The sequence below is a fragment of the Pseudomonas sp. GW823-FHT03E05 genome (assembly GCF_058796855.1).
In genome coordinates, this window is record NZ_JBXAJB010000007.1 from 51,730 (window position 1) to 64,573 (window position 12,844).

Annotated in this window: 11 protein-coding genes; 3 read left to right on the forward strand and 8 right to left on the reverse strand. The window is 66.9% G+C overall.

Translation table 11 applies throughout. The annotated features are described in order from the left end of the window. Window positions 1-29 precede the first annotated feature (29 nt). Window positions 30-1,970, reverse strand: coding sequence for a bifunctional 5-dehydro-2-deoxygluconokinase/5-dehydro-2-deoxyphosphogluconate aldolase (locus AC1RCO_RS25530; RefSeq protein WP_220224236.1), 1,941 nt, complete (start codon window positions 1,968-1,970; stop codon window positions 30-32). Window positions 1,971-2,285: 315 nt separating this feature from the next. On the opposite strand from AC1RCO_RS25530, the gene AC1RCO_RS25535 reads away from it, so the two are divergent. After that, window positions 2,286-3,206: a MurR/RpiR family transcriptional regulator gene (locus AC1RCO_RS25535; RefSeq protein WP_011060881.1), complete on the forward strand. Its 921-nt coding sequence runs from the start codon at window positions 2,286-2,288 to the stop codon at window positions 3,204-3,206. Between the two features lie 19 nt (window positions 3,207-3,225). On the opposite strand, the gene AC1RCO_RS25540 is transcribed toward AC1RCO_RS25535, so the two are convergent. The 3 genes from AC1RCO_RS25540 to pdxR form a co-directional block, all read right to left on the reverse strand. Continuing rightward, window positions 3,226-3,495 carry a DUF7660 family protein gene (locus AC1RCO_RS25540; protein ID WP_011060880.1) on the reverse strand — a complete coding sequence of 90 codons (270 nt, stop codon included), beginning with the start codon at window positions 3,493-3,495 and terminating at the stop codon, window positions 3,226-3,228. Between the two features lie 15 nt (window positions 3,496-3,510). Continuing rightward, a complete protein-coding gene (locus tag AC1RCO_RS25545; protein ID WP_053157951.1) occupies window positions 3,511-4,431 on the reverse strand; it encodes a DHH family phosphoesterase in 921 nt (306 codons plus the stop codon). Window positions 4,432-4,506: 75 nt separating this feature from the next. Further along, window positions 4,507-5,976, reverse strand: a complete 1,470-nt coding sequence (pdxR, locus tag AC1RCO_RS25550; RefSeq protein WP_077933954.1) for a MocR-like pyridoxine biosynthesis transcription factor PdxR — start codon at window positions 5,974-5,976, stop codon at window positions 4,507-4,509. A gap of 92 nt (window positions 5,977-6,068) precedes the next feature. Between pdxR and AC1RCO_RS25555 the strand changes: the two genes are divergently transcribed. After that, window positions 6,069-7,292, forward strand: a complete 1,224-nt coding sequence (locus AC1RCO_RS25555) for a multidrug effflux MFS transporter (protein WP_065363825.1) — start codon at window positions 6,069-6,071, stop codon at window positions 7,290-7,292. A gap of 268 nt (window positions 7,293-7,560) precedes the next feature. Continuing rightward, window positions 7,561-8,172, forward strand: coding sequence for a glutathione S-transferase (locus AC1RCO_RS25560; protein WP_011060876.1), 612 nt, complete (start codon window positions 7,561-7,563; stop codon window positions 8,170-8,172). 202 nt (window positions 8,173-8,374) lie between these two features. On the opposite strand, the gene hcnC is transcribed toward AC1RCO_RS25560, so the two are convergent. The 4 genes from hcnC to AC1RCO_RS25580 all read right to left on the reverse strand — a co-directional run bounded on the left by hcnC (window position 8,375) and on the right by AC1RCO_RS25580 (window position 12,675). Next, entirely contained in the window at window positions 8,375-9,628 is a 1,254-nt protein-coding gene (gene hcnC / locus AC1RCO_RS25565; RefSeq protein ID WP_145713903.1) for a cyanide-forming glycine dehydrogenase subunit HcnC, read from the reverse strand. Beyond that, complete coding sequence (gene hcnB, locus AC1RCO_RS25570; RefSeq protein ID WP_103291111.1) at window positions 9,621-11,030, reverse strand: cyanide-forming glycine dehydrogenase subunit HcnB; 1,410 nt, start codon at window positions 11,028-11,030, stop codon at window positions 9,621-9,623. The genes hcnC and hcnB overlap by 8 nt, the downstream gene beginning before the upstream one ends. Next, window positions 11,027-11,344: a cyanide-forming glycine dehydrogenase subunit HcnA gene (gene hcnA / locus AC1RCO_RS25575; RefSeq protein WP_011060873.1), complete on the reverse strand. Its 318-nt coding sequence runs from the start codon at window positions 11,342-11,344 to the stop codon at window positions 11,027-11,029. Before hcnA ends, hcnB begins: the two co-directional genes overlap by 4 nt. Window positions 11,345-11,733: 389 nt before the next feature. Continuing rightward, window positions 11,734-12,675, reverse strand: coding sequence for a membrane protein (locus AC1RCO_RS25580; protein WP_011060872.1), 942 nt, complete (start codon window positions 12,673-12,675; stop codon window positions 11,734-11,736). Window positions 12,676-12,844: the final 169 nt, after the last annotated feature.

Sequence of the window (12,844 nt, forward strand, 5' to 3'; positions counted from 1 at the left end):
CAAGACCCACTTCGCCGGCAAGCCGGCTCCTACACAGGGCGGGCGCTGCGCCAGGCGTTGATCAGTTGCTCGAAGGTGCCCTGCACTTGCCGGATCAGGGTGTCGTCGTCGATCTCCCCCGCCAGCCACGCTCGGCTGGGCTCCTGGAAAATCGTGCGGCCCACGGCAAACCCCCGGCAGGTGCGGCTGTCGGCCGCTTGCCGGAAGCCCTCGGCGAGGGCTTCGGCCGAGGCATTCAGGCCCAGCAGCACCACGCCACGGCAATAGGGGTCGCGCTCCTGGATCAGCTCATCGAGCTTTTTCCATTCCTCGGCCGACTGCGCTTCGATCTTCCACCACGCGGGGTAGATGCCCAGGTTGTACAGGCGCTTGAGGCTGCGGTAGAGCACCTCGGGATGAGCGCCGGGCAGGTCCCTGGGCGGGATGATTTCCAGCAGCAGTTCATGCCCGCTGACTTGGGACGCCTGGTACAGGCCCCGGATCTGTGCTTCCTGCTCCAGGCGCAGCAGGGGTTCGTCGTCCGGGTGAAATTGCACCAGGCACTTGATGATCTGCTCCTGGGGCCAGGCGATCAGGTTGCTGCCCACCGAACGCCCGTGCTCGAACGCCAGGGGCCGCGAGCCCTGCACTTCCACCGGCCGCGCCACCCACCAGCCGCGCCCGGTGGCGGCGTTCAGCGCCTCCTGGCCGAAACGCTGGTCGGCCAGCAGGCCGACATCGGCCTCGATGCCCTGGCGCCGCAGGTCGGCTTCGACCCGCTGCACCGCGTCTATGAAGAGTTGCTTGAGTTGACCGATGGCCTTGAGCTCGCGACCGGCTTGTTGGGCCAGCTCCACCAGTTGCCCACGGTGGTCGAAGGCAAAGACGAACAGGGGCTTCCAGGCCTTGCGCGGCACGCTGACCTGATGCAGGCGTTGCAGCACCGGGTCCTGGTCGGGACGGGTGATGGGCACCGGGCTGCTGAACAGGTAGTCCAGTTCGGCCCGGGTCGGCATCGCCGGGGCGCAGGCGTGGCGCGACACCACCAGGCCTCCGCAGGCGTTGGCCAACTGGCAGCAGCGCTCATCGCTGGCCTCTTCCAGCCAGCCACTGAGGAAGCCGGACATGAAGGCATCGCCGGCGCCCAGCACGTTGAGCACCTCCACCCGCACACCGGGGTAGATCGCCCCGTCTTCCAGGCGCTCCGGAATCTCGCCGTGGATCACCGTGCAGCCCTGCGGGCCAAGCTTGACCACCAGGGTCGCGGCACTCAGTGAACGCACGGTGCGCAGGGCCGTCAGCAGGTCGTCGCTGCCACCGGCAATCAGGAACTCCTCTTCGGTGCCGACGATCAGGTCGAAGCGCGGCAGGATGCCCTGCACATGCTGGCTGACCTGCGGGTCGGCCACGAACCGGGTCTGGCCGTCGGCCTTGCCCGCCAGGCCCCAGAGCACCGGCCGGTAGTCGATGTCCAGGACCCGCTTGACCCCGTGCTTTTGCGCGTAGTCCAGGGCCTGGAGGCTGGCCCGGTAGACGCCGTCGGTGGAGAAATGGGTGCCGGTGATCAGCAGGGCCTTGCTGGAGGCAATGAAGGCTTCGTCGATGTCGGCGGCGCACAGCGCCATGTCCGCGCAGTTCTCGCGGTAGAACACCAGGGGGAAGGTTTCACGGTCCTTGAGGCCCAGCAGGACCAGGGCGGTGAGGCGCTGCGGGTCGACCTTGACGGCGCTGACGTCACAGCCTTCGCGCACCAGCGACTCCAGCAGGAAGCGACCCATGTGGTCATCACCGACCCGGCTCAGCATCGCCGACTTGAGGCCCAGCCGCGCAGTGCCAAAGGCAATGTTCGCCGACGAGCCGCCGAGGTATTTGGCAAAGCTTGCGACGTCCTCCAGCCGGGCCCCCACTTGCTGCGCGTAGAGGTCGACGCCCAGGCGTCCGAGGCAGATCAGATCCAATTGACGCCCACTGGCAAAACGAGTCTGGCCCATGCTGGCTCCTGTTATTTTTATCAGCCGCTGCCTGCCGTCGCGCACTGCCCCGGCAGGCCTACTTGGTGGATGCAGACTAGAACGTCTCCCGGCACCAATCAATATTTATTCTATAAATTTTTTACGTGGAATATTTTTTCCATTAAACTTTTCTGCAATGCCCAAGGCTGCGCCGTGCATCGTTTCAGCAAGGCGCCCGGGGCCCGGCCCCTCAAGATTTTCCCGGCGCCGACCCTGTAGACTGCCCGCAGCCCATTTATTGTCAGGGGGCGACGCCCGCGGTCGCTCCCATCAGTACCCTCAGAAGGATCCGTTATGTCCCGCACCGATCAGCCGGCCCTGTCCGATCGCACGCCCGAGAGCGACCTTGCCAGCCCTCCGGCCAATGCCGAGCGGCTGCTGCAGTTGATCACCGAGGAGTACGAGAGCCTGCCGCGCCAGCTCAAGCGCATCGCCAGCTACATGAGCCAGCAGAGCGACCGGATCATGGTCGACCGGATCAGCGATATCGCCCGCGAGTGCGAGGTGCACCCTTCGGCCATCGTGCGTTTTTCCCAGCGTTTCGGCTTCAGCGGCTTCAGTGAAATGCAGGCGCTGTTCCGCCAGGCCTACACCCACAAGGCCACGCCGGTGCAGAACTACCAGCAGCGCATCCGCAGCCTGATCGCCAACAAGTCGCAGAAGGCCAGCGACGGCGACCTGGCGCGCGACTGCATCAGCGCCACCCTGTCGGGGATCGAGCGCCTGGGCCTGGAGCTGGACGACGCGGCCTTCGAGCAGGCCGTGGACCTGGTGGTCAACACCGACAACATCTACGTGGTGGGGGTGCGCCGCTCCTTCGCCGTGGCCGACTACCTGGTGTACAACCTGCAGCACACCAACAAGCGCATCCACCTGGTGTCGGGCCTGGGGGGCAGCTACCGCGAGCAGATGCGCAGTATCCGTCCCAACGACCTGGTGATCGCCATCAGCTTCACCCCCTACGCCAAGGAAACCCAGCACTGCCTGCGCATTGCCCAGCACAACCAGGCCAAGACCCTGATCATCACCGACAGCACCCTGTCGCCCCTGGCCAAGCGCGCCAACAGCGTGCTGCTGGTCAACGAGGGCAGCTCCTTCGCCTTCCGCTCACTGAGCGCCACCCTGTGCCTGTGCCAGGCGCTGTTCATTGCCGTGGCCTACCGCCTGGAACTGAAGATGGACGAGATTCACGAACAGGGCGGCTTCGACGACTAGCCCTTCGGCTGGCGCGGCGCTATTCGTAGATCTTGCCGCAGTACAGGAACACCGCGAAGCGCTGCCAGGGCGAAGCCTCCACCAGCCCCTGGGTGGCACCGATGCCGGTGGCCTCGGCCCAGGCGTGGGCGCCGTCGAGAAAATCCTCGATGCAATGGTTCTGCCAACTGTCGGCCTCGCCGGCCTGGGCCATGCGCTGCGCCTGGCGGCGGTCGGCAATCAGCGCCTGGACGAAGTCGAGGAAGCTCTGCTCGTCATGCACCTGCTGCAAGCGTTGTTCAAGGTCCATTGGGGCTCTCCGGCGTCAGGATGTTGCCTGGAGCGCCAGGCCCTTGCGCAGCAGTTCCTTGCGCAGGATCGGCCGGCCCGGGCAATGCACGCCGTCCAGGGTGCTGCACTCTAGCAGCCGTTCCAGCTTGCGGGCACTGCCCGGGCTGCCGGTCAGCAGGTAGCTCGTGCCTTCGCCGAGGCTGATCAGGTTCAGCAGCCAGTCATCGCCCCACTGCCCCAGCACCTGCTCGATCAGGCTGCGCTGGCGCACCAGCAGGCCCTGGGCATGCCACAGGGTCAGTTGGGCGAAACGCCGCGGCAGGTTGCTGGACGCTTCGAACACTTTCAGGTCCTTGAGCAGGGCCTCGGGCAGTTGCGCTTCGATCTGCTGCTGGCACTGCTTGAAATAGTCTTCGGGCCAGTCGGGGCCCAGGCCGGCCAGCGCGGCCAGGTCGGCGTAGGCCTGGCGGTCCGCCGCGGTGCACCCCTGGTCGGTGAAGTTCAGGGTGTTGTCGAGAATGCCCGCCGCCAGCAGTTGCGCGCTGTCGCGGCTGATCCTGGGGAGCAACCCGGAGTCGCGCCAGCGCTGGTAGACCTGGGTACAGGCGGCACCGATCTGGCGGATATCCGCGTGCTGGCCCAGGCGCTCGTTCCAGAAGGCCTCGAAACCCGGGTGATGGTCGATGACCTCCACCACCCGGTCCAGGTCCACCAGTGGGTCCAGGTGCAGGTGGTTGGAAATGTCCACCAGAACGAACTGCTCGGTCCCTTGCGGAACATGGGCGTCCAGCCCCTTGAGACGCTGGCGGAAAGTGCCCGGGATGCTCTCGTTGAGCGGCGCGCTGCTCAGGGCCCGGGCCGGGCGGCCGCTGAGGTTGAGCCATTCGGCATAGGCAATGCAGCCGGCGTAGGCGTCGATATCCAGATAGGCCGCGCCGGCGGTGACAATGATCATGACGTCCCTGTGATCCACAAAGGCCGGAGGCCGGGGCGCCGAGGGTGCCTGAGCCACATGACAGCCAGATGACAGTCAGCGGCCCTCTACAGGCCCTGCCTCGGCCACCAGCAGCGCCGCCAGCCGCGAGCCGCTGAAGCGGATCTGCGCCAGGCTCAGGGCCGCGTAGCCGACGATCACCGCCGCCGGCCGGCGCACCTGCTGGCAGTGCTCGGCCAGGCCCTGCAACAGCAGGCCCTGCTGGGCCGCGCGCTGGCGAAAGCGCGCCTCATCGCTGCCCGGCGGCAACGTCAGCAGCAGATGCAGCCCGGCCTGCTGGCCGCTGATGCTGTAGCAGCCCGGTGCTTCACTGGCGAGGATCGCCAGCAGCAGGTCGCGGCGTTCCTGATAGGCCTGGCGCGCCGCCCGCAGATTGCGCAGGAAGGCGCCGCTGGCGATGTAGTCGGCCAGGGCCAGTTGCTCGATCACCCCCACCGAGCGCCCGGTGTCCTGCAAGGTGGCTAGCAACCGCGGGCGCAGGCGCTCGGGCAGCAGCATGAAGCCCACCCGCAGGCCGGCGAACAGGGTCTTGTTGAAGCTGCCGCAGTAGATGACGCGGTCGTCCCGGTCCAGGGACTTGAGGGCCGCCAGGGGCGCGCTCTGGTAGTTGAATTCGCTGTCGTAGTCGTCCTCCACCACCCAGGCCTCGCTGTGCCGGGCCCACTCCAGCAGGGCCAGGCGCCGGGACACCGGCATGGTCATGCCCAGGGGCGCCTGATGGGCCGGGGTGACATAGACCATGCGGGCATCCTGATGGTGTTGCAGCTGCTGTACATCGATCCCGTCCTCCTCCACCGGAATCGGCACCAGCCGCGCTCCGGCCAGGGCGAACAGGCTCCGGGCCGACAGGTAGCCGGGGTCTTCGAGGCACACCTTGTCGCCCGCTTGCAGCAGGCTGCGGGCCAGTAGGTCGAGGCCATGGCGGATGCCGGTGGTGATCATCACCTGCTGCGGCTCGCAGGCGATGCCCCGGTGCTGCCCCAGGTACTGGGCGATCTGCTGGCGCAGGGCCGGCAGGCCGCCGGGGTCGGCGTCCCACAGCGACTGCGCCGAGGCATTGCCCAGGGCCCGGGTCAGGGAGCGGGTCCAGCGTTGCAGGGGAAACAGCGCCGGGTCGGCCAGCCGGGCGACAAACGGTTGGCCGGCCCGCACGCTGAGCGGCGGGTACGGCGTCTCGCTCTCGCTGACGATGGGTGCCGCCGCCCGTGCCGGGGCGCTCAGGTACAGGTCCGGCACCACCGCGCAGACCCGGGTCCCGGAACCGCTGGCCCGGCTTACATAACCTTCGCTGCGCAAGCGGTCGAAGACCACTTCCAGGGTGCCCCGGGACAGGCCCCAGCGCTGGGCCAGGGTACGGGTCGAGGGCAAGCGGCAGCCGGCCGGCAGGCGTTTTTCCAGGATCGCCTGGCGCAGGGCACTGTAGGCGCTGTCCTGTTTGCCCGGGGCTTCATCGCAGTGCTGGGGCAGCGGCAGGTCGAGGGGCACGGGGTGTTTTCCACGGCTCATAGTGGTCCAGTCAAAAGCGGCCTAAATGGTGCTCGGCATTAAACCACAAACCCCTTAATTTCAGCGCCATCGCCCTCTGCCCCGAGCCTGCCATGCCGCCCGCCAGCCCCATCACCACCCGCTCCATCGCTGTTGAACGCCCCCTCGCCCCCTGGCTCTGGACCCTGTTGCTGCTGGTGGTGGTCTGCCTGCCGCGGATCAGCATCGACCTGTACCTGCCGGCGCTGCCGGCCATGGCCGACCAACTGGGGGCCAGCGACGCCCAGCTGCAACTGACCCTGAGCCTGTACATGCTCGGCTATGCCCTGTCGATGCTGCTGGGTGGCCCGCTGTGCGACCGCTATGGCCGGCGCCCGGTACTGCTGGCGGGCACAGCGCTGTTTCTCGCGGCCAGCCTGGCCTGCATGCTGGCCGCCAGTGTCGAAGTACTGATGGGCGCCCGCCTGCTGCAGGCCCTGGGCGGTTGCTGCGGCACCCTGGTGGGCCGGGTCATGGTCCGCGACCGCTGCCCGCCCGAGGAGCAGCCGCGGCTGCTGGGGCTGTTGTCCATGGGCATTGCCCTGTCGCCGATGCTGGCACCGCCCCTGGGCAGCCTGATCGACCAGTTGCTGGGCTGGCGTGGCCTGTTCCTGTGCCTGAGCCTGGTGGCCGCTGCGGCCTGGCTGCTGATGTTCAAGCGGCTGGCCGAAACCCGCCCGCCGCAGCTCGCGCCAGTGGCCGTGAAAAGCCTGCCGCGCCTGTACCTGCGCCTGCTGGGCGAGGCCTACTTCATGCGCTATTCCCTGGCCATCGGCTGCCTGTACTGCACCTACTTCCCGTTCATTGTGCAATCGCCGGCCCTGTTGCAGCGCCAGCTGGGGCTGTCGCCCACGGCCTACGCCCTGGTGTTCGCCGCCACCGTGGCCGGCTACCTGATGGGGTCGCGACTGTTCCAGCGCCTGGGGGTACGCCACAGTGCCGACCGCCTGATCACCGCGGCCTGCCTGTTGAACCTGGCCGGCGCCGGCCTGTTGCTGCTCACCCGCAGCCTGTGGCCCGACAGCCTGTGGGCCATCGTGCTGCCGATGCTGGCGCTGATGCTCTCGGTGGGCCTGGCGATTCCCGCCTGCCAGCTGGCGATCCTGCAGCCCTATGCGGCGGTGGCGGGCACCGCCTCGGGGCTGTTCTTCTTTATCCAGATGGCCATGACCGCCGGCTGCGGGCTGCTGGCCAGTCTGCTGGCGGACAGCCCGGCGGGCTCGCTGCAGGCCCTGACCGGCCTGTTCAGCCTGGCCCTGGGGCTGGCCTGGTGGTGCCTGCGGCCACGGCGGCGGTAGGCGCCGGCTCGGAACGCCTTCATGCACCCCTGTAGCCGCTGCTGAGCCAGCGAAGCTGCGAAAGGCCGGGCCGCGTTCGGTACGCAGGGCCTTGCTTGACGGTCTCCAGCCGAACCTCTAGCGCCTTCAAGATCCCCGCGTCTTCTTCGAAGCCGTTCGCAGCCTGCGGCAGCGGCTACAGGTTTGCACTGTGCAAGGCCGCTTCAATACCGCTAAATTGGCCGCGCCTTTCCCATCCGTTGTGCCGTTCAAGACAAGGAAATACGTGATGAAGCTTATTGGAATGCTCGATTCACCCTACGTGCGCCGCGTCGCCATCAGCCTCAAGAGCCTGGGCCTGCCCTTCGAGCATCACTCGCTTTCGGTGTTCAGCACCTTCGAGCAGTTCAAGGCGATCAACCCCGTGGTCAAGGCCCCAACCCTGGTCTGCGAGGGCGGTGAAGTGCTGATGGATTCGAGCCTGATCATCGACTACCTGGAAACCCTGGCCGGCCCGCAACGCAGCCTGATGCCCACCGCCCTGCCCCAGCGCCTGCGTGAGCTGCGGCTGGTCGGCCTGGCCCTGGCGGCCTGCGAGAAGTCGGTACAGATCGTTTACGAGCGCAACCTGCGCCCCGCGGAGAAACAGCACGGCCCCTGGCTGGAGCGGGTTGGCGGCCAGTTGCAAGCCGCCTATGGCGAGCTGGAGCAGGAGTTGCAGAAACAGCCGCTGCCCCGGGATGGCTCCCTGGGCCAGGCCGGCATCAGCCTGGCGGTGGCCTGGAGTTTCAGCCAGATGATGGTGGCGGACCAGTTCAACCCCGGGCAATTCCCGGCAGTACGCGGCTTTGCCGAGTACGCCGAACAATTGCCGGTGTTCCTCGCCACCCCCGCCACCTGAGCCACACCCTCCCCGTAGGAGCCGGCTTGCCGGCGAAGAGGCCCGCAAGCCTTGCAGCGCCCTCGAAAACGCCTTCGCTGGCAAGCCAGCTCCTACAGCAACCCCATATCCCCGTAGGAGCCGGCTTGCCGGCGAAGAGGCCCGCAAGCCTTGCAGCGCCTTCGAAAACGCCTTCGCTGGCAAGCCAGCGCCTACAGAGCGGTCAGGCCGGTTCGGGCTGTTTCTTCACGGCGGCAGTGGCGAAGCGCCGGGCCAGGAAGGGGGTGATGTCCAGCGGCAGGGCTTCGTCGTTCACCAGTTTGTCCAGCAACACGCCGGTGATGGCCGAGGTCAGGATGCCGGTGCGGAAGTGCCCGCAGGCATTGAGGTAGCCTTCGACCCCATCCATCGGCCCGAGGATCGGCAGCTCATCCGGCGAACCCGGGCGCAACCCCGCCCAGCAGCGCTTGAGGTTGACATGGGCCAGCTCCGGTACGCAGCGCACTGCGCCCTGCACCAGGCCGTTGATCTCCGGGTAGGTGGTGGTGACGTCGAAGCCCTTGTCCTCGGTGGTACTGCCGATCAGGATCTCGCCGTTGTCCTTCTGCGCCATGTAGCAGTCGCTGGTGGTCAGGCAGCCGTTGAGCAGCTTGGGCATGCGCTCGGTGAGAAGGATCTGGCCCTTCACCGGCTTCACCGGAATCTCGATGCCGGTGGCCTGCAGGCTCAGCTCGGCGGCCCAGGCGCCGGCGGCGTTGATCAGGGTCGTGCAGCGGAACAACCCGGCAACGTCGGTCTTCACCCCGCTGACCCGATTGCCCTGGTGCAGGACCCCGGTGACGTTGGTGTTGAAGTACACATCCACGCCGTTCTGGCGTGCGCCTTCGGTGTAGGCGTCGGTGAGGCGGAACGGGTTGACCTGGTGGTCGCAGAGGAACTCCAGGGCGCCCTGGGCTTCATGGCTGACATTGGGTTCCGAGGCGCGCAGGGCCGCCTGGTCGAGCCAGCGTACCTGGTCGCTCAGGTGCGGGATGCAGCCGACGATGTGCTCGGCGTACAGCCGGTCTTCCTCGTCATAGATGACGAACTTGAGCCCGGTCTGCTCGAACTTGAAATCCATGTTGTGCAGGCCCATCAGCTCGCGGTGCAGGCGCGGGTACAACTCGTTGGACTGCAGGGCGAAGTCGAAGAACGACTGCGGCAGGATGTGCGGAGTGCTGGAATCCACCACCACCGCCGAACCCTGGGCCTCGCGCTTGCGGTTGGCCGACATCATGCGAAAGAAGATCACCCCGCAGCCCAGCCCAACCGACTCGCCGATGGCCCACAGGCCGCCGGCCGAAGCGCGGCTGGCGTTGCCCGGGCGCTTGGCGTCGATCAGCGCCACCTTCAGGTCCTTGCGCTTGGACAACTGGTAGGCGCAGGAAGCGCCGATCACGCCGCCACCGGCAATGACCACGTCGTAATGCTTAATCATGCTGGGAGACCTCCTGGTCAGACGGCGGGAACGCGGAAAACGGAATCGGGTCCAGGGGGAAGCGCGGGCGGATCCAGCCCACGTCCTTGCGCCCGGTGGCCTGGCGCAGGCGGTCGCTGCAATAGCCCACGCACATCCGCCCCTGGCAGTCGCCCATGCTCACCCGGGTGCGCATTTTCAGGCTGGCCATGTCCTGCACGCCCTGGCTCAGGGCACGCTCGATGTCGTTGCGGGTGGTGTGTTCGCAACGGCAGATCACGGTGTCGCCCTTGGGCAGCTCTACCTGCCCGGCGCCACGCGCGGTATAGCGGTCCACCGCACCACGAAAACGCAGGATCGAGGCCAGCTTGCGCTCGTAACCCTGGCGCCGTTGCAGGGCCGCTTCGTTGCTCAGTACGCCACGCTGCATGAGGATCGACAGCGCGGCGATACGCCCGCTGAGCATGGCCGCCTCGCCGCCGCGGATGCCGCCCATGTCGCCGGCCAGGTGCACGTGGGGCTCGCTGCTCTGCTGCCAGGCGTTGGCGCTGGCGCGCAGGTAGCCGTCGTCGCTGAAGTTGTGTTCCAGGCCCATCTGCTGGCTCAACTGGGTGCGCGGGATGAAGCCGTAGCCCACCGCCAGGGTCTGGGCAGCAATGCGCTGGGCCTTGGCCATGTCCGGCTGCCAGTCGCTGGAGTACGGCGCCACGGTGACCACGCTCAGGGCGTCCTGGCCCTGGGCTTCGACCACGCCCCAGCCATAGCGCAGGGCAATGCCGTGCAGCTTGAGGTAGGCGAGCATGCTCAGGCCGTCGAGAAACAGTTGCGGCTTGTTGAGCATGGCCAGGCTCTGCTTGGCGATCTTGCCCAGGGCACAAGCCTCGTAGACCCCCGCCACGCGCACGCCGGAAGCATGCAGCTGGCACGCCACCAGGGGCAGCAAGGGGCCGGTACCGGCGATCACCACCGGGCTCTGGGGCTTGACCACCCCGCTCTTGATCTGCAATTGCAGGCCACCCAGCAGCTTGACCCCGGGCAGGGTCCAGCCGGGGAACGGCACACTGCGCTCATGGCAGCCGGCGGCCAGTATCAACTGCTCGTAGCTGACCTGCTGCACCTGCTCGTCGCCATCGAGCAGCACCAGGCTCTGGGTGCCCTCGGCGCCCACTACCCGGCTGTTGAGGCGCACGTCGATCATCTGTTCGTGGTCGGCGAAATCGCCGTGCAGCTTGGCCAGCATTTCGCAGTAGCGCGGCCCCAGGTAATCCAACTGCACGCCGTCGCGCAGCGGCCCGCGGTAGACCACGCCCCCCAGGCGCGAGGCCTCTTCGATCAGGGTGCTGCGCACGCCGTGCTCGGCCAGTTCGATGGCGGCCGCCATGCCCGCCGGCCCACCGCCGACGATCACCGGGTTCAGGCTCATAACGTGGGCTCCGTTTCAGTGATGCGGTTGCTCAGGGTCTGCACCTGCATCCCCGGTTTGACCAGGGTCTGGCAGGCTCGGCGCTTGTGCCGGCCGTCGATCTGCACCAGGCAGCAATGGCATACGCCCATGCCGCAGTAGGCGCCGACCAGTTGCCCGTGATCGTTGCGCGCCACCTGGCGCAGGCCGGTGGCCTGGATCACGCTGAGGACGGTTTCACCCAGGGCGGCAGTGACTGGCTGGCCATTGAGGCTGATGGTCATGTCCGCATGCTGCAGCGGCTGAATATCGAAGTTGCGGTCTATCTGACGCATTGTGGGTTCATCCGTGAAAAATGAATGGGGTTGCCGGCGTCCCGCCGTCCATGCTGCTGCGGTCGGGACCGGGCAACGTCCCGGTCCCAAGCTGTTTGTCAGAACCGAGCGCGGGCCAATCTAGTCGGTTTGTCGGACACGGATATTGATCTGGGCCAAGCAAACGGCTGCCTCGCACCCGACGGTGGCCAGCCCTTGCAAAACTGCGATACCGCGCACAAAAACGCCGCTGGCGGCAATGGCCGGCAGCGGCGTTCGGGAAGGCCCGGGCCCGTCCGGGCCGGGCTTTATAGCTTGAATCAGTGCATGAACAGGGCGATCAGGATAATCACCGGGATCGGCACACCGAGGAACCACAAGAGTAATGAGCGCATGGGAAATCTCCTGGATCAGTGAACGGGGGTGGGGGCTACGGTGCGCGGCTGGACATCGCTTTCAAGCCAGACCACGGCGTCCCGACGACGACCGCCAAAGGTCGCCGCGAGGCTGGCGAAGAAGGCCCCGCACAGCAGCGCGATAAACATCCACAGCGACGACCAGGCAGCCACCTTGGCTGCGGTGTCGGCAGCTTCCTTGGCGGCCTGCTTGGCTTCTTCCACGGCCTGGCGGGTCTTGGCGAAGACTTCATCGACCCGACGCTCGGCATCGGCCTGGCTGAGGTTGGTACGCTGGGCCACCAATTGCGCCAGGTAGCTGCGGTCCTCAGGGGCCAACTGGCCGTCGTTGCTCAGGGTGCGCACGAAGATCCGCGATACCGTGCCACGGGCCGCGTCATCGCTGACCGCCGCCGGGCGATCGTCGCGGAACAGGCTGTCGACGAAGTAGCCGTAGTCATCCTGGGAACCCTGGGCGGCAGCATGGCCGGCCACCTGGGTCATGGCACCGGCGGCGCCGGAAGCCACCTGGGCGCCGGCATGCACGCCGCCGCTGATGACGCTGCTGACCGACCCCACCACCAAAGTCGCGGTGACCAGGGTGGCCACGGCCCAGGCCAGGAAGCCATGGGCGGTGTCGCGGAAATACACTTCATCGCCATGCAGGTTGGCCCACTTCACCCGCAGGCGCCCGGCGATGTAACCGCCCAGGCCGGCAGCGATGATCTGCGTCACGGCCAGCCAGACAATGCTGGAAATGCCCAGGCCCTTGGCGCTGATGCCGCTGCCGGCCCAGGGCGAAACCGCGGAAAAGCCCAGGCCGAAGCCCAGCAACAGGAGGATCAGCGAAAGAGCGGCGGCCGCCGCGGCGCCAGCAAAGATCGCCGCCCAGGACACGCCCGAGTGATGACTCGAGGCATCTGCGGTGGCCAGCAGGTGTTCAGAGGGTCTGTTCATTGTTGTTCAGCTCCAGGCATGAAAAATGGTGTTACACGTCTCGAAGGGACAAGTGCAGCCACCGTGCCAGTTGCACGAACTTTATAAGCGCTTTTATTTCAATGACTTGCGATAAGCAGACAATCCCGGATCGTGCAATTTACCGGCCCGGGAGTTTTCGGGCGGGCGT